Here is a 22,288-nt window from a genome sequence, read left to right on the forward strand (position 1 = left end):
CTAATAGCAGAATCAATTTCAATTTTAGAAACTTTAGCGACTTGCTCAAATAATTCTTCAATACTAATGTTAAAGTAATCAGCAATAATAAAAAGGTTTTCAAGTGTTGTATTTGGTAATGCTTCTTCTCTTGCTGCATTCCAAGATTTAGAATATTTGATAAAAATATCGTTATTTATGTATTGTTGAGTCATTGCTTTATTATCAATCTTTATTGCCACTCTCAATTTTTTGAAAGTGATTCCCACAGCTACTCTGTATCTAAAAGATTGTAGTTGATAATTCATTTTATAAAATAATTCATAAAAACTTGCATTCTCAACGACGTATATGTCGTTATTTTTATTATATTTGCATTATAAGTTACAATAACAGTAACTTTGCGATACTTCAACGATTAATAAATAGAAGCTATTGCTTAGATTCTCGCTTTTGAAAACTGGTAATTTTTAACGTACGAGATGATAAGTAGAAATGCTCACGACCTAGGCGTGGGCTCTCTTATCTGTACGTAAGGTATACCAGTGCCTCAAAAGCGGATTTGTAGAGTACCATGCCGTTTTTATTTCTATGCAGTCCACTTACTCTACAATTCTCTAAGACGCTCCTACCGTAAAAGTATCACTGTGGACAGTTACAGTGGGTGTACAACCATTGCGGGAGCAATCCTTATTTATGAAATCTTTTTTTCATCCTTATCACCAGATTTTTTGCATTTAGTGGGGAAATGTAGTTATGAGATATATTTTCCCTGCTTTTCAAAATACAATTTCAACTGCCTATGAACATTATTGGCTGAAGGGGAAATCATGTCCCTAAGTCATTTATCTTAATCAAACCCTAAAAAAGCCCTTCCTGTGCTATAGTAGCCTTGAATTTACTTGAACACACAGAAGAGCTGGTAATAATTATTATTAATAATCTAAGTAAAAGTATGAAAAATTTCTTTTGCAGGGGGCGTGTGTCCCTTATTTTAGCCATAACAGTAGCTACTTCAGCATATTCACAAAAAAAATCTTTGAAAATAGGTGATGCTGTACCAAATTCTGTTTGGACTGCCCCAATGGAGGTTGTCAATCATCCACAGAAAACTATAAAATTATCCGAAGATAAAAATAAATTGATCTTACTGGACTTCTGGAATACATGGTGCAGTGCCTGCCTTGCTAATTTTCCAAAGATGGAAGAACTCCAGAAACAGTTTGGAGACAAGATAAAAATACTGGCAGTCAGCAATCAGGATAGAGCCACCCTTGAAAAATTCTTTGCATCTAAAAATGGACAGCGTTATAAAGGTGTACTATCGGTTACTGGAGATCAGTTATTCCATAATCTGTTTCCACACACTGCTGTACCATATATTATTTGGATCAAAGATGGAAAAGTTTTTAACACCACAGATTCGGGGCAGGTTTCAGAGGCTACACTTCTGGAAGCTTTAAAAGGAGGAGAATCCTCCCTTCAAACAGTTATTCAAATCGACCGTAAAAGACCATTAATGCTCTCTGAGAATTTTGAATTGGAGAAACTAGCCCACCTTAAAGGATATAACCTGTTTGTAAAAGGCAGAATTAGGGCTATTACGTATGGTTCAGGATTTCATAGGGATGGACAAGTCGTTTATGGCAGACAGTTTACCAATTTTTCATTAATGAACATCTATAAAGGAATTTCCTATGAATTATTTGAAAAATTTGGAGATCAGTTTACCGATAAAAGATTGATCAATCTTGTGAATAAACCTGAAGAAATAGATTTTGATACCACCAAAAGTGGAGACTTTGATAAATTATATAGTATTGAATATATAGTTCCAAAGGAGCAGGCAGATTCGCTCTATGATAAAATGCTAAGAAATGTGAATGAAAATTCTGACTATACAGCAAGTATTGAAAAGAGACAGGTGAAATGTCTGATTCTAAAAAGAACCTCTAACCAAGATAAAATTGCCACTAAAGGAGGAGAAACTGTAGATCAATTTTTTAAAACTCCATCTGTGCTTAAAAATGCTACTATAGGTCATCTTATATCCGGGTTAAATGCTACTGGTGAAACAACATCACTACCGGTGATAGATGAAACGGGATATAGAGGAAATATCGATTTGCAATTCTCAAATTCCTCAGACCTTAAAACTCTTCAGCATGAACTTGGGAAATATGATCTGGCTCTTGTAGAGGAAACCCGAACTATCCCGATGCTGGTTGTAAAAGACAAAAAATAACGGGCTATAGTGACTTAAGGATAGTAGAATTGGTCTAACCATAGGCTTAATCAGTAAGAGAATCTCTTATCATTTATATCATTCTATAAAACAGAGTCCAGTTTAATTTCAAATTTTAAACAATAATGAAGAAAATTTTAATATTCCCAAGCATGCTTTTGGGAATTGCAATAATGGCGCAACAGCAGGTAACAGGTATCGTACTGGATGAGACGACATCCTATCCGATTAGTGGAATCTCTGTCTCTTTACCGGATTCAAAAGCTGTAACGGTTACAGATGCTGAGGGTAGATTTAATCTTAAGGTTCCTACTATGAATACCCGTTTAAACCTATTTGGTAAGAACTATGAAAATAAGACTATGCTTGTCGAATTTCAAAAGGAAAAGCCATTGGTGATATACCTTAAGAATAAAGAGACAGGTAAAATTAATGAAATTGAAGCTGTAAATATTTCTACAGGTTATCAAAGAATACCTAAAGAAAGGGCTACAGGATCTTTCTCAACAATTGATAACAAGCTTTTACAGCAACAAGTTACCACAAATATCCTTGACAGACTCCCGGCGGTAGCTAACGGACTTAGTATGACCAAAGGTATTACAGAAGATGGACAACTCATGGTAAGGGGGCTAAGTACCCTTCAGGGACCTAAATCTCCACTCATAGTAGTGGATAATTTTCCCTATGAGGGAGATATTAAAAATATAAACCCTAATATGGTAGAAAGTGTAACCGTTCTTAAGGATGCTGCTGCATCAAGTATCTGGGGTGCAAGAGCAGCCAACGGAGTGATTGTTATTACAACAAAAGGTGCAAAATTCAATCAGTCGATGTCAATTGACTTTACTGCAAACTTAACACTTAGTGCAAAACCAGATTTAGGTTATACTAAACAGATGTCAAGTAGTGATTTTATAGATGTAGAAATGGAGCTCTTTAAAAAAGGATACTATAACAGTGATTTGAGTTCACCCTCTCATCCGGTCTTGACTCCCGTTGTCGATCTTCTTAACAAAGAGCAGAAAGGCTTAATGTCCAGTGCCGATGTGATGGCACAAATTGGTAGACTGCGAAGTATTGACGTTCGTGATCAGTATAAAAAATATATGTACCTGCCTCTTGAAAACCGTCAGTATGCCCTGAATATCTCTGCCGGAGCTCCAAATTTCTCATGGACATCATTTTTTGGATATGATGATAATAGTGGAAATCTGGGTGAAAAATACCAGCGGTTTAATGCAAGGTTCCAGAATACATGGAAGCCTTTCTCTGGTCTATCTGTGATTACAGGCGTTTATTTTACTAATGCTCAAACCCAAAGTGGAAGAAGTGCATACAACAGTATTAATATGTACGGGGTATGGAAAGTTCCTTATATGGAATTTGCAGATGCTCAGGGAACACCCCTTATCGTAAATTCCCTTTATGACCAGAACTATAAAAACTCTTTGCAGGGAAAAGGTCTGATGGATTGGAATTATTATCCATTAACCGATTGGCAGCACAGAACAGTAAAAAATGATAATACAGAAATACTTTTAAATGCAGCAGTAAACTACAAAATTCTTAAAGGGCTGGATATAGATGTTAAGTATCAATATCAAAGATTAAGCGGACTTACTACCAATTTAAATGATGATGAAAGCTATTATGCCCGAAATATGATTAATAGCTTCGCAAGGTCTAATGCAGATGGCAGCGTTGGTTTTATCGTACCCAAAGGCGGAATCATGATAAAGAGTAATACCCTTGCAACTGTTAATAATTTAAGGGGACAGATTAATTATAACAATACCTGGTTAAAGCATAATATCTCTGTTATAGCAGGAGGAGAGATGCGGGAAACCTCTACCCAGTATGAAAGTAATCAATATTATGGATATAATTCACGTAACCAGTCTGTAGGTGTTGTTGATTACACGAATCAATATCCCAACTACGTTACGGGTAATATGGATTTTATACCCAAGGTCATGTCACTTAGGGAGACTAATATTCGTTTTTTATCCCTCTATGCCAATGCTGCCTATACTTATGATAAGAAATATACCATTTCAGGGAGTGTAAGGCGTGATGCGAGCAATCTATTTGGACTAAAGACCAATGACCAATGGAATCCTTTCTGGTCAGCAGGACTGGCATGGAACATATCCAATGAGAATTTTTATCATGTGGATTGGCTTCCTAATCTAAAGTTAAGGGGTTCTTACGGATTTAACGGAAACATAGACCCTGCAATGGTGGCAGTAACCACAATCGCTTTTGATTCAAATGTATCGGTGTATACAGGAGGGAGAACAGCGAGAATAGATCAGTATTATAATCCCAATCTGAAATGGGAAATGATAAAAATGATTAATATGGGTCTTGATTTTGCCACAAAAAATAATCGTATTACCGGATCTGTGGAATACTTTCAGAAGGAAGGGAATAATCTTTTTGGAGAAGCACCGCTGGATTATACAACCGGAATAAAATCGATGTTGTGGAATGTAGCCGGAATGAAAGGAAATGGAATTGATGTAGAGCTTAGAACAAGAAATATAGATAAAGCCTTTAAATGGAATAGTATTCTGAACTTTAGCACCTATAAGGATCAGGTAACAGACTATTACCTTTCCACTATGTTTGCCAGCAATTTTGTTTCCCGTTCAGGCTCACAAGTACCCATATCAGGAATAACCGGACTACCTGTATTTTCAATATTTGCCTACAAATGGGCAGGATTAGATCCTGTGACGGGTGATCCACAGGGATATGTAGAAGGTAAAGTGAGTAAGGACTATTCACAAATCACCAGTTCAGAAAAAGGTGTAGAGGATTTACGTTATTTTGGTTCAGCAGTCCCTACAAAATATGGTTCGTTTATCAATAATTTTAGTTATGGGCAATTAAGTCTTGATGTCGCTATTACATACAAATTTGGGTATTGGTTTAGAAGAAGTTCCATAAGCTATACAGATCTTATTATGAATCGTGATGGGCATAGTGATTATACTGGCAGATGGCAAAAGCCGGGAGATGAGTTTAACACCAATGTTCCTTCCAATAGATATGAGAGTAATTCTGCCAGAGATGCTTTTTATCTTGGATCTGAAGCACTGGTAGAAAAGGGAGACCACATCCGTCTTCAGTATATCAATTTAAATTATAGTTTTTCAAAGGAAGTACTACAAACTTTAAGACTTAAAAACCTTCAGCTCTATTGTAATATAAATAACATAGGGATATTGTGGAGAGCCAATAAACAAGGGATAGATCCGGATTATAACTGGGGTACTTATTCTTTGAAACCTGTAACTACTTATTCACTGGGACTTCGTGTCCAATTTTAAAACCTGAATTATGAAAAATAAAGTATTATCGCTGTTATTATTATCAGTTCTAAATATGGGCATAGGCTGTTCTGATTTTTTAGATGAAAAGTCAGATACCATGCTTTCTACCCCTGAAACATTGGAGGATAATCAGGCGCTGCTGGACAGAACCTATAATGTTACGGCTAACAATAGTATCAGTGGAGAAATCTCTTCTGATGATATTTATATACTGGATTCTGATTATAATACACTCAGCAATGAATTTGAAAAAAGACTGTACACATGGCAGCCAGATCATGTTTCTAACAATGATGAGAATGATTGGGGAAGCTGTTACAGAAGAATTAATGTATGTAACACCGTTTTATTTAATATTGATCATTATAAGATTGCCGGAGCAGAGAACTTAAGAGGTCAGGCTCTCGCTCTGAGGGCTGCTATCTATCTGGAAGCTGCACAAATATACAGCCCTGTTTATAACAAAGGGACTGCAAGTAGTGATTTAGGATTGCCACTACGCCTGAGTCCTGATATGAATATAGCTTCTGTTAGAACCAGTGTTGAAAATACCTATAAGCAAATACTAAAGGATCTGCATGAAGCAGTAGATTTACTTCCTGAAAAACAGGTTTCGGTGATTCGTCCGTCAAAAGTAACGGCACTTGGATATTTATCCCGTGTATACCTTTATATGGGAGACTATGGAAATTCATTGAAATATGGAAATAAAGCATTAGAATATAATGGAACGTTAATGGATTTTAATACATTGAATCCTTTGGATTCATATCCTGTAAAGAGTATGAATCCGGAAGTACTTTTGCATACCTATATGGTATACTCTCCATTGTTGTCGAGTAGTATAGCTAAAATTCCAAAGGAGTTATATGATAGTTATAGTAGTAACGACCTTAGAAAATCCATTTATTTTAGGATGAATACGAATCAGGATGTATTATTTAAAGGTAATTACGGTGGAAACTCTTCAAGAATGACCTGTATGGCTGTAGATGAAATTTATCTCAGTACAGCAGAAAGTTATGCAAGACTAGGTGATGTGGATAACGCTATGAAGTTACTTAACGGGCTACTTATAAAAAGATGGAAAACTGAAACCTTTGTTCCTTTTGTTGTAAATGGTAAGGATGAAGCACTGGTGCTTATAGCTAAAGAGAGAAGAAAAGAACTTTTATTTCGTGGACTTCGGTGGGCTGATCTAAAGCGATATAACAGAGATGGAGCTCATATTACTTTAACGAGAACCGTTGCCAATAAAGTCTATACGCTGCCACCTAATGATCCTCGTTATGCCATAGCCATTCCTGAGGATATTATTAAGATGACTGATATGCCACAAAATCCCAGATAAACAACAGAGGCTATCCCACTCGGGATAGCCTCACAATTTTTATACCTTAATAAATTAAGGAGCAGGTCTGTAACCCTGTGATATTGCCAATACCTGACTATTGGTTTTGGAGCCAAGAACACTGCTTAAAGTACTTCCTTCAGGAACAGTAACTTTGCAAGGTCTTACTGGTTCTTCTGTTGAACAGTCAGTAGGCATAGTTGTATTCCAGTTCGCTACATTGTGGAATGCATTAGGACTAATATCACTACTATTGTAATAAAAATCCTGAGGAGCAGCTTTCTTTTCAGCCAATTTGAATGACATTGTAGTTCCAGCAAAGATGATAGCAGCAATAGCTAAAGCATTAGTTTTAAAAAATTGGTTAATTTTCATAATTCAGGTCTTTTTTAAGATCAAAAAAGATTACCATAAAAACTTTAGAAATTTGCCTGGTAAGCAGTGAGATAATAAACTGGATATATCCTTTGTATCTATAGGCTATAAATAAGCCTTGCTATACCAAATATTATTTATTCCTCAGACTTTTCAAACAAATTGTGGTTAATAAATACATTTAAGTTTTTGAAGTTTAAGCAGTTTTCGACTGCCTAATTTTAAGGTTAAACAATAAATTTAAGTACACATATAAATTCTTACTGTAACTCTTATCATAGAATAGTTTCAATAAGATTTTAAGTTATTTTTATTTATTACCAGTAGAGCGCCACTGGCTAATATTACGCTCGCAATATTAAAATATAGATGCTCTGTCCATCCCATTTTTTCTAAAATTCCCCCGCAGGAACAAGGAATGTGTTCTTTGAAATTTAGGATTACAAATATGTAACAGGTAAAGGCTATCATTAATATGAGGCTAAATACTAAACCTGTTTTTCTTGTTCTTCGGTAGCAAAGTAGTCCGGCAATTAGCAATTCCAGTATAATTGTAGTATAGGAAATAATAGCAGCATAATTATGAGATGGAAACACTTGCTCCAATTGTGTCTGAAACTTAGAAAAATCCATCAGTTTACTAATAGCAGCATAAATAAACAGTAATATGAAAAAATAAACTGTAAACTGTACAAGTATTGTTTTGATTCTATTTGTTTCCATTATCAAAAAAATTATCCTTTTTTAACTAAAATCCATTTTACATTCTTACCGCAATATGGTGGCATTATTTCACCTTTTGAGACATAAACAATTGTGCTGATTTTTCCTTCAGTTTCCCATTCCCCGCTAACCGTGCATTTTTTTCCGGTGCTTAGTGATATTTTTTTGTTTTCCACTCCTATGGTTTTAAAGGTTGAGTGCATTAAAATGTATTACCTGACGGTATCTTTTTTAACTCTCCAATGCTGTTTGTCCCTTTTAGGTTCCTCATCATCTTTTGCTGCCTGGTCCTGATCTGTTTCTTCATAAGCACTGTTTTTATTTTGGGCTGATATTTTTTGGCTTTGCAATTTTTTACTTTGTTCTTTCTGCTGCGGATTATTTGAATCTGAAACATCTCTTTCACAAGAGAACATAAATATTACAGAAGCTAAACTTAAAATTGAGATATACTTTTTCATGATTATTAATGATGGTTTAAAAGTTATCCCGGCCGGTTTTATTATTAGAATTCTGAGGCTAAATTAGAATGCCCAAGTGATTGAAAAAAGCAATAGTGGGTAGAAAGGATACTTTATGACGTCATAAAGTATCCTTTCTACCCACTAAATTTTGTTTTATATGACTGGTAATCAGATTGTAATAAATATTTTTTGTTTTTGAACTGAAAATAAGTCTCCAAATGATGATTTTAATTAATTTAGTGGACGTTTTTTCGATATGTCCACTAATAATAAAATATTGTTGCTAATTTTTAATTGCCTTTTGATGTTATTACAAGGGCAAAAACCTATTGAAAAATATCAGGTAGAATCTTATAAGAAAATTTCGGGCTTAATTGATGCTTATTCCGAAAATGATGAAAGGGCCTTAGAATTTGTAAGAATGTATATTGAGAAAGCAAAGGAAGAGTGTAATTATAAAGAACTGATCCAGGGGTATGAAGAGGCAATTTATTATGATAAGGACATTGATGATAAGTTGATTTATGCAGATAGCGCTATTATAGCGGCTAAAAAATACAATAATCCTGATCAGATTTCCAGGGCTTACCTGGGCAAAGGTATCATTTATTATTATAACAAAAGGCAGTATAAATCTGCTCTGGATCAGTATTTGATGGCTTTTAAGTTTTCCAAGGATTCGAAGGATAATTATCTTAAAAACAAAATCGTTTATCATTTAGGAATGGTGAAAAGTTATTTGGGATATTATCAGGAGGCAGCCGAACTCTTTGAAATATCTGCCCAATATTTTGAAAAAAATATGGTGAAAAATCTTCATCCTAATCTTAAGCTTAATAATGAATCCGGATATTTTAACAGTATTTACCGCTTAAGCAGTTGTTACAAAAACCTGCAATTATACCATAAGGAGGATTCTCTCATTCATATTGGTTTGGAAAGGCTGCATAATACCAAACAACTGTCCTTAGAGTATGGCTATTTTCAAAAAGGTAAAGGAATTCAGCTTCTAAGAAAAAATAAATTAGATGAATCATTAAAATATTTAAAGCTTTCTGAAAACATCCTAAGTCATAATCAGGATTATGCATCACTAATCACAGTTTATTTTTATATAGGTAAAGCTTATTGGTTGAATGGTAAGAGGGGAGAATCACTACTTTACTTAAATAAGGTGGATTCACTGGTGAATCGATTCTGGGTTATTACCCCTGAAATTAGAGGTGGTTATGAATATTTAATTCATGATGCAAAGCAAAGAAGTAACTCTCAAAAACAACTGTATTATACCAATCAATTATTGAAGGCGGATTCCATCATTAATACTGATTTTGCAATGCTTTCATCAAAAATTCATCGTGAATATGATACAGATACTTTACTGAAAGAAAAAAATAGTCTGGAGAGAAAACAAAATATCAGTGTTATCATACTTTGCCTTTCTATAATTACAGGTTCGATTATACTGTGTTTTTTAGTTGTGAGATTTCGAAAGAAGGAGAAAGAACTTAATGCAAGGTATCAGGAATTATCGGAGAATTTCAATAATCCAGAGACAGGAGATCCCTTTAATAGGTCTTTACCGGTTTCTTTAACTGAAAAAAATGAATACAGTTTGGAAGTCATTGAAGAGGTAAGATTAAAACTTGAAAATTTTGAAAAGAGTAAACAGTTTCTCCAAGGTAGTCTGACGCTACCGATTGTTGCCAAAATGATTGGTAGTCACCGAACTCTCTTATCTTATGTTCTCAACGAACACTATCATCTTACATTTACGATGTATCTGAAAACTTCACGTATTAGATACATTACCAATCTTTTGCTTGAAGATCCTAAATACCTTAATTATAGTATTGAGGGGTTAACACAGATGTGTGGAATGGCCAACCGACAGGTTTTTTCGGAACATTTTATGGAGATTAATGGTATAAGACCTACTGACTTTATAAGGAAAAGAAAAGAAGAATTAAAGAAAATCTAAGATTTTTTTTAGCCCGATTTTTACGTCAGAATTTAAAAAAATAACGTATGAATCGACAAAATTTCAGAAAAAAAATTGATGAGCTTTGGAAAAATTTATTGGCAACTGTAGATCAGATTAACAGAAGTGATAATGATATTGTTCTTAAGTCTGAAGAAATCCTGATGGAGACAGATACAGCCATTCGGGAACTAAAAAATCTTCTTAAACAATACCGTTTTTCAGATTGGAGCGATGAAATCCATTTTTTCAAGAACACTAAACCGCAATTTACAGCGGTTTATATTTACTATTCTAAAGTTCTGGCAATAGAAGCCTCAAAACCTTATGCTGATCCTCATGCATTAAAGTCATATTATGAAAATGAGAGATCTAATCTTCTGTACTTCTATAATGAGCAAAAAGAATTCATTAGTTATTACCGCCGGAAATCTACTTATTTGGATAAAAAATATTTTGTCCGCTTTAAGTTTGACTTTAAATTAAAGCTTAGTCCGGAGTTATACAGCTATGATGAGGAGTTTTCTACATCACATGACCATATTGTTTCTCAGATTCTTGCCAATGACCTTTTAGATCATTATTTGACAAGTAAAATTAATGCAGGGCAGAGCGAAGAGAAATCAATCAGTCAAATTAAAAATCTGGAATGGACCGCTCCTAAAGTTGCACTTATTGAACTATTGTATGCACTTCATCAAACCAGATGTTTTAATGGGGGACATTCTGATTTGGCAGAACTTTTCCGTTGGGCAGAGAACTCATTACATATCAATTTGGGAAATTATCATAAGATTTTAGGTGAAATACGACTTAGAAAAACAGACAGAACTAAATTTTTGTTATTGCTCAGGAATAATTTAGAGCGATATCTGGATGATATGGACATTTAGATTATTTTATTAGCTGTTTTCAGCTATTTTTTTAAGATATAGAGAAGATATTGTGAGATTAATATCCTGTACCAGGGTATTTTTTCATTTTTTAGAGATAATACACATATCATTGTTTTCTTCTCCTCTTTACTGGTGATGTATAGGATGGAATCTTTCGGTAGTACCGAAAAACTACCGAAAGAAATTCCGCCTGATTCCGAAAATTTGCCTCAATAAATAATTTTTGAAATCATGGCAATATCGATCATCACCAAAGAAGACCTTCAGCAGTTTAAAATAGAACTGCTGGAAGGTATTAAAGAACTGCTTCTGGTAAGAACGACACAGCAGAAACTATGGCTTCGGACTTCTGAAGTTAAAGAGCTGCTTAATATTTCTTCGGGAACACTACAGAATCTAAGGATCAACGGAACCCTTTCTTATACGAAGATAGGAGGGCTCTTGTATTACAATTACAAAGACATTGAGAAGCTTCTTATGAAATCCAAATAATATCTAAAAAGGCAATCATGAACCAAACTAAAGATATTATCAATTTTTTTGAGCATGTCATTAAGGACAATAGGTTATGTCCTTCCCATATCAGTATATATGTTGCGCTTTTTCAGTGTTGGAGTAAAAGCGGGTTTCAAAATCCTTTTCGTATCTGCCGTTCGGAGGTCATGAAATTAGGTAAGATAAAATCTTTCGGAACTTACCACAGGTGTATCAAAGAACTACATTTGGCAGGATTCATTGTTTATTCTCCCAGTTATGACGCTTATAAAGGAAGCCTTGTTGAAATTATTGATTTTGACGAGTCTGAAATTTTCGCAAATACAGCATTTTGGGAGCAAGAACTATCGGTACAAAAGGAAAATCATTTCTGTATACCGGAATTTTATGAAGTAGAGTTGTATTTTAAAGAACGTGATTTACTTTCTAATCAGGCAAATAAGTTCTATTCCTTTTATGATTCTCGGAATTGGAAATTAAGTGGAGGAAAATTAATGAACAGCTGGCAGGCTGCAGCAAGGAACTGGATTGCTAAAGAGGGAAGGCAAGGGAGCTAAAATTTAAGATTTTCAGTAAAAGTAAAAAGAGAATGAAAAAGATAGATCCACAAACACCTATTTGGAAACTAACGGTTGAGGAATTTTTAGAAATTGCTAAAAGCCTTGGCTTAGAGAGTAGATATGAATACGGACTGAAAGGATTAGCAAAGGTTCTGGGATGTTCTGTATCAAAAGCCTCTGAAATAAAATCTTCGGGAATTTTGGATGAAGCTATTATTCAAAAGGGGAAGATTATCATTATTGATAAGCAAAAAGTATTAGAGCTTTTAGCCGGGAAGTAATGGTGTATTATTTGGAGCTCATACAAAGGTTTTGGGAATTTGGTCCAAAAGCAAGGCTCAGTACTACTGCTACTGTTGTGTATCTCTATCTTCTGAAGAGGGCAAGTGATAATAACGGATACAATGTCGTTATTTCCGATGTAATGCTGAGTGAAACGTTGGGTTTAACGAGAAAAACGATAAAACCTGCCAAAGAAGCGCTGCGGAATTTAGGACTAATTCAGTATGAAAGTAGAAAAGGACTTTCCTGTTCTTACAGAATCGTATTAGATTATCCTTTAGAAGTCCCTGGTCAAGAAAAAGTTCAACAGACAGAAAAGAACCTCCAGGCTTCAATCGTGGAAAAAAGAGAGAATTCACCTCTGGTAGAGCCATCTGACATACCTATTCCCGAAACTACAGAGCAAAAAGAGAGTACACTTCTTCACAACAACATCCTTAAGCCTTTTAAAACAACCAAGAAACCTTCTTTGAAAGAATTTATGGCGTATGCACATACATTAGATGGTTACGAGGACTCTATGGATTCAGATATTGAGGAGAAATACGCTTTATGGGCAGGTAATGGCTGGCAAAATAATTTAGGAAAACCAATAACCAATTGGAAGTCTTCATTAAAGAATATTTTACCCTACATGAAAAACAAAACTGATAAAGGACTGTTTTCCGTGGAGACAATCCCTAATATTAAACATCCAAAGTAACCCTTAAACAGCAAAATTACAAATGTTTATCTATTAAAATTTAAAAAAATAATAAAATGAAATTATCAGATTTAAAACTTGGGCAAAAAGTAAGTATAAATGGTACTGCTTCTGAGTATCAGGGAATCCGCAAAGTTAAAATTCCAAACTTCGGGAAAGTAGAAAAAAGAGTTTTCAGAAGAGATGAAAATGGAGAGTGTATATATTATAATATCATTGATGGCACAAAAACATTAAAAAATTTGGGCATTAAATTGTTATAGAACCCAATGCAAATAACATTCTACAAAGAAAACAATATTAACGCACTTAAATATAGATTATGGCTGTTTCGGAAAAAGAATTGAGGCTTGTCAGAAAGAAATTTGAGGATAAGAGTGAAAAAAATCCCGATAGAATACGCCTGGGAAATCATTTTGTAGACGATTTTATTTTTGAAGACCAGGAGGCTGCTGATATTCCGATTAATGCACTTCGTGTTATTTTCAATATTATTTCGATTATCAGTAGTGAACAGTTCCGCCCTGAAGATCGTCCGAAGCAGCTTTCTCTGTTTGACCAGGAATTTGAAACTGAAAATAATATTTTTGCATCCATTAAAATCCGGAATAATAAAATCTCTCCAAGCAGCTCGACAAAACAAGTTATAGAAGCGTATGAGTTTTTGGCCCGATTTAAAATGGGTTGGTATAAATCGCTAAATTCCGTGGGAAGGGAGATTAAAACCTTTGGAGGGCTTATATCCACACCAAGTTATGATCAGCGTGGATATACAAGCTTTTTGATCAGTAGCTATTGGCTAAAAAAGCTGATGATTATTCCTGAGTATAATTATATCCTTTATAATCTGGTTTATAATATCAGAAACAACAAACATATTATTTTTGCCATCTGGCTTTCAAAGCTTCCTGAAGATGGAACAATGATGAAGCTTTCTTCACTGAATAAAAAGTTTGGACTGAACTATAAAAGTGCTAATGATTTTTGTTTCAAGTTTCTCAAAACTGCAAAAATAAATTTCAACAAATACAATAACCTTTCATTCAACTATCATTATAAAGGGGATTCTATTTTCATTCATCCTTTTTATGTTAAAATGACAGCTGATAAAGATCTACTGGAGAATACCCCGGAAAAGTCAAAAATTACAAGAAGGTTAAATTACTTCAGAAAAAGATATGGTCTACAGGAGAGGGAGATGCTTCAGTTTTCCTATCAGTATAGAACAATACCACAAACCCGTAAGCTCATAGAAAAGGCTTTTGGTGAATTCATGAGAATTAATAGGCTGAAAGGGATACAGTCTACACATTTTCAGGGAGTGGCTTTTTTGAGCAAAATACAGGAACATATTATACAATTATACAGAGAAACGAAAATGGCGGAAATACTGCCAAACGGTTACCCTGTTATTCTCTGATTTCGGAATTGCACTCATCCGTATTTCGGATTTGTACTCATTCGGAATTCGGAATTGCACTCGCTGAAGTTAAGAAAATGTTAAAATTTAGATTTTCATAAGGCTGATTTCGGAATTGCACTCATGTAGGTATTGTAAATCCTGTGAGAATTGTAGATAAGGTAAAAATAACTGTAGAAAACAAAATCAGATTCGGAATTGTACTCATCTGGTAAAAGCTGTTTTTTCGGAATTGCACTCATTTGTATTTCGGAATTGTACTCATGTGGAATTCGGAATTGTACTCATTCCGAATTGAAGATGGATGCTTTGTCATAGGGCAGTGTGGCTAATCACTAAAAGTATATTAAAAGTAATTAAAAAGTCTTTTTTTATTTAAAAGGAAAAGAGACGGGAAAATTTGCATTGAAAAAAGAAAAAATGAACTGTGAAGAAATAAAAAAAAATATCGGAATTAAAAGGGTTTTGGAATCCTTCAATCTGTTTCAAACAAAGGAGAATCTTCGGACAGCTTTCTATTTTGCATTGGATCGGGAAGAAAAAACACCTAGTCTTTCTGTGGATTTTATGAAAAATAGGGCATTCGACTTTGGAATAGGGAAGAGCTATGATGTAATCTCAATTGTCCAAGCTATCAATAAGTGCTCAGTGTCTGATGCCTTAAAATATCTTGAAAGGCTGGACTTTTCACAGGATAAAACTGAAGAGAAAGAAAAAGAAACCCAGGGGACAAAAACTTATGAAATCTCTGAAATGCGCGAGATTATTCACCCCGCTTTAGTGAGGTATTTGAAAGAGAGAAAGGTTTATGAGCAGAGATACTTAGTAAAGGAAATTCATTTTCGGTTAAAATCGAAAAATTATTTCGCAGTCGGTTTTACCAATGATTCCGGAGGGGTTGAAATCAGAAATCAGTACTTTAAAATCTGCTTAGGGGATAAAGATATAACACTGATTAAGAATAACGCCAATGATATTGCTGTATTTGAAGGCTTCTTTGATTTTTTGACCTATATGAGTATGAAAAATAAAGACAACCATCTTTCAGATTATCTTATCTTAAATTCTACGGCAATGCTTTTTAAAATTGAGAAAAAGTTAAGTGAGTATCATAAAATTTCACTTTTCCTTGATAATGATGCTAACGGAAAACAGATTACGGAAAAAATAATAATGAAATATGAAAATGCAGAAGACTGTTCTCTAATCTACAGTGACTTTAAGGATCTTAATGAATGGTTTTGCCATAGAAAATACTGAATCATTCTTAAGAATGCCCAAGTGTATATTAAAAATAAAGCTCCCGAAAATTTTTTCGGGAGCTTTTAACTATTTCTTACTTTCTTCTACAGAAATTTTTCTAAAATCCTTTAAAAGCTTGCTTAATTCCAAAGCTGCTTTTCTAGCCCTCATTCCGGCTGCCTTATTTCCTTTTTCAGACTGAAGATCTGAATCCGCTTTAAAAGTTTCGAATTCTGCATTGATTTTTTCTAATAGTTCTTTCATAAAAGATTGTTTTTTTAAGCCTGCAAATTTAAAATAATAGATTTTATAGGCAAGTATTATTTTAAAATCGTTTACAGAATATCTTTCCCGAAGTAAAAACCCTATTTCAAAATTAATTATAGAAATGGGCGGTATTTATTAATGATTTTCCATATTTCTGGATGACACCACGCTGCTCAATTTAAGTTTTGCCTGAGATCCAGGGCTTTTTTACTATTGCAAATGTAGTATAGCATCAGGCACTCAAAAAAATCTTTTTGGGTTTCTACAAAAATTCTTTTCGCTTCACTCCAATAATTTTTCCAGACACTCCTAAATCCTGCGGACAAAAAGATTTCGGAGCCTCCATTTCAATGCTTTCAATTCCGGTTTTAAGTGCCTGATACTATACTATGATCATGGGCAAAGAAAAAAGCCGGAACCTCAGTTAAACCAATCAATTAGATCGCAGACGTTCTTTGACATCAACGGAGAAATAAATAAAAACAAGGATAAATACTGCCTTTTCTATTTAGAATAAAGAATTAGAAAAGCCAAGTGTCCTCGATGCCCAATCAATTAACCTAAAAATTTCAACAATTAAAAATTAACATTATGAACACAGTAATCGGTAGAATTACCAAAAATGCAGAAATCAAAACATTGAATAACAACAAAAAAGTTGTGAATTTTTCAGTAGCCACTCATGATAGCTACAAGACTAAGGAAGGTGAGCGCAAAAAACAGACTACATATTTCAATTGTTCTTACTGGTTAAGTCCAAATGTTGCCAAAATTCTTACTAAAGGTGCTTTGGTAGAATTATCAGGCAGAGTAAGTTCAAGTGCATGGATAGGCAAAGACGGAGAAATCCGTTCAGGGCTGAATTTTCATACATCAAGCATTAAGCTTCATAGTAGTGGAAAAAATTCTGAAAGTGAGCCGAAACAAAATGCACAGGTGGAAACAATCCATCCTTTTGCAGGTGATACGGATGATGATCTGCCATTTTAATATTTACCTCTGGTAATAACTTAAAAAAGCATTTATGGAATCACAATATAATTTTCAAATGAAATCCCGTAGTGACCGAAAAGAATGGGAGCAAGTAACAGTATACCTAGAAATCCATTGTGACAGGACAACAGCGGTACATCATGCAAGAAGCTTATCAAAGAAATTCAACATGGAAATAAGAATGACACAGGGAACTGATTCCTTCAAAAGTAGCGGAACATACATCTATGAAAAATCCTGATTATGAAAACACCATCAAGAACGGAAGCTAAGAAGTTAGCAAAGGCATATAGCAATAATAAAGATTATATGGGTATGCCTGTATATATCATTTATTGTAGCAGGTCAGAAAATTACTATGTAGATACCAATGGCTTAATACGGCTTTGGGAAATTCTCATAGGCTACTATATCAATGGAGTTTTTACTCCTGAAAAATAATCACTCATAATATAAAAAAATAAAAAATGAAACGATCAGATAAACCAACATCATATTTAATGATAAAAGCCAACACCAACAGCGAATGGGACTATTGTGATTTTGCCATCATTGCTCTTTCAGAGGACTGGAAACAAGAACAACAAAAACGGATTGATAATATTAAACCCTTTTCTAAAGATTATATGCTTCTTTCGATGATGTACTCGGATGCATCTATTACATTTTATAAAGATGATGATAAGATATGTCCAGATTCCACAGAGTTATTGGAGGGTAGAATATGGTCTTTTGTGAAACTGGACGAAGAAGCACTTGCACAGCTATCCATACCTGAAAACAAGCTTACTTCCCATACACTCCACATATTTAAAAGTGGTTATGCCTTGTATCAGACCTATGGTAAACACACGGGTGAAGATTTCTGGACAGAAGATTTTCCACTCGAAGAACTTATAAAATACTCCATCGCACTTACAAATTAATAAGTTATGCAAACCAATTTTTTCAGACAACTTACAAAATTAAACCTTGTCGGAGATTTACAATTGATACTCCGACAGGCAAGTGAAAACAGTTTTGTCCTTTCCGTACTGCTCAATAATGAGCAGTGCGGAGACGAAGCTAGAAAAGTCATTCCTCCTCTTAATTTAAGGGGAACAGCAGAAGAATTAGACAACGGCTTTTTTGACAGCGTTGCTACACCATTGCAAACAGCATCAGGGTTAATGGTAGATATGGAAAATTTTATGAAGCAGTTGGATGAAGCCAGAAAAAAATCTGCAATGGAAAAAGAAAAGACTGAGCAGGAAAAGAAGGAAAAAGAATCCAAAGAGAAGAAATATAAGGAAGCCTTACAGAAAGCAGAAGATCTTGAAAAGGAGGGCAAATATAAAGAAGCTTGGTCAGCACTTCCAAAGACTTCTGAATATCCTGGCTATGCAGAAATTATCCGTAAGAAACAGGATGAGTATGAACGACATTTTGCGCCAAGCCTGTTTCATACAGAGGATGTAGAAAATATGGAGCAAGAATCAAATTTTCAACTCTAAAATCAATAGTTATGTTATTAGTAGCCCAATTAGAAAGAATTTTTATCCTCAGAGATAACGGTCAGGAAATTAGATTAACAGACCCTGAGCCTAAATGGAGCGTAGAAGCCGTGATGAATTTTTATGCCAATACCTATCCACTATTAACTACATCAAAGGTATCAGCACCGAAAATCAAAGATGATGCGGTGGAATATCGGTTTGAAAGTGTGATGGGGACGAAAGGCTAAAAATAATAAAAGGCGGTTAGACCATTATTACTGCTAATCGCCATTATAATATTAACCAATAACAAAATAAAGATGAATGAAACAAAAAATAATATCGGGAACTATTCTGCCACCCGAAGAAAAAAAGCAAAAACAACTGCACCGACAACTCATGGAATTTGTAGAATGGATGAAGTGGGAAAAAGACAGTTCAGAAATAAGAAAAGACAAACGGAGATCGGTTCCGGTATCGGAACTTCCCATGCTTTTCTGAAAATCTGTTTTATGCCCAAACTAAAGGAAGATAAAGCGTTTTCTTGGGAAGGCAAACCGCATATAACTAAAATGGAAAGGGGTTTTTATAAATCCCTTTCTTTATTAACCAATCATTATGGTATTAATCCACTGCCTACACAGAATTTTAATTATCCTTATAATATCAGCCTTAGCTTTTGGGACACCCAAAGGCAGTTGAAAGGCAAAGTCCAAAATTGGGAAAATATCCGCCTGATAGAAAAAGGAGATGAAACTTTTTTTGTGGCTGAGGAGCGCTATAACACGGGAGCAACACTTTATTACATTCCTGTTATACGACTTTACCAGGTGCTTAGAAATAAGAGAAGAAATAAGACAGGTCTTCTACTTTTATCAGTTTGCACCTATCTGTATAGAATTGCTGATATTCCATATTACAGACAGGAGGGTTCTTATCTCTATTGGATATACGAAATGCTTACGGAGTGGCTTGAACAGGATGAAGAAGTAGATGATAATCATATCAGTAAAAAAGAGCTTCAAAAAGCTGAGATCATTGGGGATATTATGGAACAAAAGATAGCCTGCAAAGAAAATCTTCTCTTTTTTGCAGAGCGTCTGAAACAGTTTAAGCCGAAAGACAGTTTTGACAAAGAATGCTTTATACTGGCTGAAAAAACATTTAAACTTTACGGAGAATATCCTGATGCAAGCGTTTTTAGAAATACGTACTATAATAATGTGGTAAGAGTTGAAGAAGCGGATGATGATGAATATTATAATGAGGAGACGGTTATTACAATGGATAAATACATTTCCTTTTTTGCAGAAAGTGATGGGCTTATTTATGACAATCTTATGGATTGTGTTAATAACGAATTTAATGAATACGGGGAAACGCAGGAACCGATGATTTTTAAAACTTTTGACGGAAGCAATGTCACGGATGAAAATCTTGATTTTGAGAGTAAGCTATTTAAAATTTTAAATGAATTATGCAGACTGCTTAATTAAACTATCATATTGAATAATAATATAAATCACAGAAAAGCTATGAGAAATACTATAAATGAAAACAAGGAAATTGATATTACCCATAATTTTGGTACTTTATACCACCCTAAATCAGCATTACTCATCTATCAGGCAGAAGGACATCATCCCGATATGTATGTAGAGCATTTTGATATTGACAGTAATGGAAATCCTATTAATGCCCACCCCTTAACTGTAAGGGAAGCACAGCGACTAGCCAAAACACTCACCATCCAAAATAAAAAAGACAAAGATTTTTTAAAACCAAGTGGTATTATTTCTCCAAATGTACTTTTTATTGATGGCTCTGAAAATGGAAAGGTAATTTGGTACACCAAAGCACAGGAAAGACAAATGTTCTTTACAGAAAGATTGTCTATCCCAAGTGGAGTAGCAAAAGTACCTGCATTATTATGGTGTGCTAATAAGCAGACAATAAAAATATTTGCACTTAAAACCGACAAACGTCCCACAGAAAAAACACCACTTTTCTACGCTCCGTTTTTTAATGTGTATGAAACAGGAAATGTATGCATGGGATCAGTTGATATTAATATTAAAAATTCTGCCTCGCTGGAAGAGTTTATGAAGAAATGGGAAGAATATTTTTTCAATTCTTATTTCAGCCACCTGATAGGAAGTCATAATCCAGTAAAAGGGAACTGTGTGAACCTGTGGAAAAAGCAGATGAAAACAAAAGAAGTTTTTCCGATAGAAGTATTAATCAATTCAAATATAACCTTAAAACACCTGATCTAAGAATAATGAAAGCTACTGAAAAATTAAAAATCCATTTTACGGATGAAAGCCTTATATATCCGACTAACCCTGTAACGGTAAATCTTATAGGAGCTGGTGGAACAGGTTCAAAAATGCTGACAGCATTAATGGAAATGAACCATTCTTTAATTGAACTAGAACACGCAGGACTACAGGTACGATTGTGGGATGATGATATTGTAACGCATGCAAATGAGGGCAGACAGCGCTTTGCGCAGTGTGAGGTAGGTCTGCCAAAAGCAGTAGCCCTCATAAATAGGGCAAATCGTTGGTCTGGTACGAATTGGAAAGCAGAAGTCCGAAAGTTTGAGAGGGATTCTTTAGGCAGGATTCAGGAGAATATGCAGTCCTCAATTTATATATCATGTACTGATAATGTAAAATCCCGATTTGAAATTGCCGATATTCTGGATGAATTAAAAAGAAGGAGAAGAATGTACAGTAATAGACCAAAATATTGGATTGACACAGGTAATAACTTAAATTCAGGGCAGGCGTTGCTTGCCACGATTGGTGATATTTCCCAACCTGATTCTGAAAAATATGAGACAGTATCATATTTGCCGTATGTTACACAGGAATTTGAGGAACTATTACGGCAATCCGAAACAGCGGATGATACACCAAGCTGTTCCCTTGCAGAAGCACTACAAAAACAGGATTTGTTTATCAATTCAACTCTGGCACAAATGGGAAGCTCATTACTTTGGAATCTATTCCGAAATGGGTTAACCGAAAACAGAGGATTTTTCCTAAATCTTAAGAATTTTCATTCCCAACCTATAAAGGTTGCGTAATTTTTGCCGTCTGAAAAATATCAGGCGGCAAAAATGCATTTCCTTCCTTTGGTCGGAAACGCATTTTTGCGAAAAGCGGAGCAACCATATTATAAAAGCATAGCCGGACTTTGGCTTTCAATGCTTTTGAAAAAAGGTTGCGGAATTGATTTATAATGATTAATTGCAAAAGAGTAAACTATTCTTTTAATTAGAATGTTTTTGCGAATAGGTTAAAAAGTTTCTTAACTCCATTGGATTTTCAATAGAATACAAATGGGTTACTCCTCCGGTAGTTACAACTAAAGATCCGAAATTCAGCATCTTTCCTAAAAAGCTTTGAAGCACCCACATTCCTTCAACTTTATTTAATGAAATATCGGAAAATATCTTTCCTAATATACCTGTGGAAAGCGTAAGATA

At 34.5% G+C, this 22,288-nt stretch carries 28 protein-coding genes; 21 read left to right on the forward strand and 7 right to left on the reverse strand.

The genetic code is table 11. The features are described from left to right. A partial coding sequence (locus Q0A18_RS05820; protein ID WP_292009235.1) for a hypothetical protein occupies positions 1-287 on the reverse strand: 287 nt, incomplete at its 3' end. 647 nt (positions 288-934) lie between these two features. Here Q0A18_RS05820 and Q0A18_RS05825 point away from each other — a divergent pair. The 3 genes from Q0A18_RS05825 (at position 935) to Q0A18_RS05835 (ending at position 6,916) form a co-directional block, all read left to right on the forward strand. Beyond that, a complete protein-coding gene (locus Q0A18_RS05825) occupies positions 935-2,224 on the forward strand; it encodes a redoxin domain-containing protein (protein ID WP_080666748.1) in 1,290 nt (429 codons plus the stop codon). Between the two features lie 125 nt (positions 2,225-2,349). Continuing rightward, entirely contained in the window at positions 2,350-5,562 is a 3,213-nt protein-coding gene (locus Q0A18_RS05830; RefSeq protein ID WP_080666749.1) for a SusC/RagA family TonB-linked outer membrane protein, read from the forward strand. Between the two features lie 10 nt (positions 5,563-5,572). Further along, complete coding sequence (locus Q0A18_RS05835) at positions 5,573-6,916, forward strand: RagB/SusD family nutrient uptake outer membrane protein (protein ID WP_024566435.1); 1,344 nt, start codon at positions 5,573-5,575, stop codon at positions 6,914-6,916. Between the two features lie 54 nt (positions 6,917-6,970). Here the strand turns inward: Q0A18_RS05835 and Q0A18_RS05840 are convergent, their stop codons facing one another. The 4 genes from Q0A18_RS05840 to Q0A18_RS05855 all read right to left on the reverse strand — a co-directional run bounded on the left by Q0A18_RS05840 (position 6,971) and on the right by Q0A18_RS05855 (position 8,475). After that, positions 6,971-7,291, reverse strand: coding sequence for a hypothetical protein (locus Q0A18_RS05840; protein WP_024566434.1), 321 nt, complete (start codon positions 7,289-7,291; stop codon positions 6,971-6,973). A gap of 288 nt (positions 7,292-7,579) precedes the next feature. After that, on the reverse strand, positions 7,580-8,014 hold the full coding sequence (locus Q0A18_RS05845; protein WP_024566478.1) for a MauE/DoxX family redox-associated membrane protein: 435 nt from the start codon (positions 8,012-8,014) through the stop codon (positions 7,580-7,582). Positions 8,015-8,025: 11 nt separating this feature from the next. Then, positions 8,026-8,190 carry a hypothetical protein gene (locus tag Q0A18_RS05850; RefSeq protein ID WP_155246372.1) on the reverse strand — a complete coding sequence of 55 codons (165 nt, stop codon included), beginning with the start codon at positions 8,188-8,190 and terminating at the stop codon, positions 8,026-8,028. 36 nt (positions 8,191-8,226) lie between these two features. After that, on the reverse strand, positions 8,227-8,475 hold the full coding sequence (locus tag Q0A18_RS05855; RefSeq protein ID WP_024566239.1) for a hypothetical protein: 249 nt from the start codon (positions 8,473-8,475) through the stop codon (positions 8,227-8,229). A 307-nt stretch (positions 8,476-8,782) separates the two neighbouring features. On the opposite strand from Q0A18_RS05855, the gene Q0A18_RS05860 reads away from it, so the two are divergent. The 9 genes from Q0A18_RS05860 (at position 8,783) to Q0A18_RS05900 (ending at position 16,075) form a co-directional block, all read left to right on the forward strand. After that, positions 8,783-10,459, forward strand: coding sequence for a helix-turn-helix domain-containing protein (locus tag Q0A18_RS05860; protein WP_024566240.1), 1,677 nt, complete (start codon positions 8,783-8,785; stop codon positions 10,457-10,459). A gap of 47 nt (positions 10,460-10,506) precedes the next feature. Continuing rightward, positions 10,507-11,352 carry an RteC domain-containing protein gene (locus tag Q0A18_RS05865; RefSeq protein ID WP_024566241.1) on the forward strand — a complete coding sequence of 282 codons (846 nt, stop codon included), beginning with the start codon at positions 10,507-10,509 and terminating at the stop codon, positions 11,350-11,352. A 234-nt stretch (positions 11,353-11,586) separates the two neighbouring features. Then, entirely contained in the window at positions 11,587-11,847 is a 261-nt protein-coding gene (locus Q0A18_RS05870; protein ID WP_024566242.1) for a helix-turn-helix domain-containing protein, read from the forward strand. A 17-nt stretch (positions 11,848-11,864) separates the two neighbouring features. Further along, entirely contained in the window at positions 11,865-12,407 is a 543-nt protein-coding gene (locus Q0A18_RS05875; protein ID WP_159109205.1) for a hypothetical protein, read from the forward strand. 32 nt (positions 12,408-12,439) lie between these two features. Beyond that, positions 12,440-12,691, forward strand: coding sequence for a DUF3853 family protein (locus Q0A18_RS05880; RefSeq protein ID WP_024566244.1), 252 nt, complete (start codon positions 12,440-12,442; stop codon positions 12,689-12,691). A gap of 11 nt (positions 12,692-12,702) precedes the next feature. Further along, on the forward strand, positions 12,703-13,395 hold the full coding sequence (locus tag Q0A18_RS05885) for a helix-turn-helix domain-containing protein (RefSeq protein WP_292009236.1): 693 nt from the start codon (positions 12,703-12,705) through the stop codon (positions 13,393-13,395). Positions 13,396-13,451: 56 nt separating this feature from the next. Next, positions 13,452-13,658: a hypothetical protein gene (locus Q0A18_RS05890; protein ID WP_024566246.1), complete on the forward strand. Its 207-nt coding sequence runs from the start codon at positions 13,452-13,454 to the stop codon at positions 13,656-13,658. 59 nt (positions 13,659-13,717) lie between these two features. Then, complete coding sequence (locus tag Q0A18_RS05895; protein WP_024566247.1) at positions 13,718-14,815, forward strand: hypothetical protein; 1,098 nt, start codon at positions 13,718-13,720, stop codon at positions 14,813-14,815. Between the two features lie 420 nt (positions 14,816-15,235). Continuing rightward, positions 15,236-16,075, forward strand: a complete 840-nt coding sequence (locus Q0A18_RS05900; RefSeq protein ID WP_292009237.1) for a toprim domain-containing protein — start codon at positions 15,236-15,238, stop codon at positions 16,073-16,075. 69 nt (positions 16,076-16,144) lie between these two features. On the opposite strand, the gene Q0A18_RS05905 is transcribed toward Q0A18_RS05900, so the two are convergent. Then, positions 16,145-16,321: a histone H1 gene (locus Q0A18_RS05905; RefSeq protein ID WP_024566199.1), complete on the reverse strand. Its 177-nt coding sequence runs from the start codon at positions 16,319-16,321 to the stop codon at positions 16,145-16,147. 594 nt (positions 16,322-16,915) lie between these two features. Between Q0A18_RS05905 and Q0A18_RS05910 the strand changes: the two genes are divergently transcribed. From Q0A18_RS05910 to Q0A18_RS05950, 9 genes are all read left to right on the forward strand, one after another. Then, positions 16,916-17,314, forward strand: a complete 399-nt coding sequence (locus Q0A18_RS05910; protein ID WP_078777600.1) for a single-stranded DNA-binding protein — start codon at positions 16,916-16,918, stop codon at positions 17,312-17,314. Between the two features lie 34 nt (positions 17,315-17,348). Continuing rightward, positions 17,349-17,558, forward strand: coding sequence for an addiction module toxin RelE (locus Q0A18_RS05915; protein ID WP_159109207.1), 210 nt, complete (start codon positions 17,349-17,351; stop codon positions 17,556-17,558). A 2-nt stretch (positions 17,559-17,560) separates the two neighbouring features. Further along, a complete protein-coding gene (locus tag Q0A18_RS05920) occupies positions 17,561-17,758 on the forward strand; it encodes a DNA-binding protein (RefSeq protein ID WP_078777602.1) in 198 nt (65 codons plus the stop codon). Positions 17,759-17,784: 26 nt separating this feature from the next. Further along, positions 17,785-18,243: a hypothetical protein gene (locus tag Q0A18_RS05925; protein WP_159109208.1), complete on the forward strand. Its 459-nt coding sequence runs from the start codon at positions 17,785-17,787 to the stop codon at positions 18,241-18,243. Between the two features lie 6 nt (positions 18,244-18,249). Then, entirely contained in the window at positions 18,250-18,810 is a 561-nt protein-coding gene (locus tag Q0A18_RS05930) for a PRTRC system protein E (RefSeq protein ID WP_159109209.1), read from the forward strand. 11 nt (positions 18,811-18,821) lie between these two features. Beyond that, entirely contained in the window at positions 18,822-19,040 is a 219-nt protein-coding gene (locus Q0A18_RS05935) for a PRTRC system protein C (RefSeq protein WP_159109210.1), read from the forward strand. A gap of 72 nt (positions 19,041-19,112) precedes the next feature. After that, the gene (locus Q0A18_RS05940) at positions 19,113-20,288 is read left to right on the forward strand and encodes a hypothetical protein (protein ID WP_228050464.1); all 1,176 of its coding nucleotides are present in this window, start codon (positions 19,113-19,115) and stop codon (positions 20,286-20,288) included. Positions 20,289-20,327: 39 nt separating this feature from the next. Beyond that, the gene (locus Q0A18_RS05945; RefSeq protein ID WP_159109211.1) at positions 20,328-21,068 is read left to right on the forward strand and encodes a PRTRC system protein B; all 741 of its coding nucleotides are present in this window, start codon (positions 20,328-20,330) and stop codon (positions 21,066-21,068) included. 5 nt (positions 21,069-21,073) lie between these two features. After that, positions 21,074-21,886 (forward strand): PRTRC system ThiF family protein, encoded by an 813-nt coding sequence (locus Q0A18_RS05950; protein WP_159109212.1) that lies wholly within the window; start codon positions 21,074-21,076, stop codon positions 21,884-21,886. Positions 21,887-22,072: 186 nt separating this feature from the next. On the opposite strand, the gene Q0A18_RS05955 is transcribed toward Q0A18_RS05950, so the two are convergent. Then, positions 22,073-22,288: PH domain-containing protein (locus tag Q0A18_RS05955; protein ID WP_292009238.1), on the reverse strand; the 216-nt coding region annotated here is incomplete at its 5' end.

Source organism: Chryseobacterium sp., from assembly GCF_022712095.1.
Classification (GTDB): domain Bacteria; phylum Bacteroidota; class Bacteroidia; order Flavobacteriales; family Weeksellaceae; genus Chryseobacterium.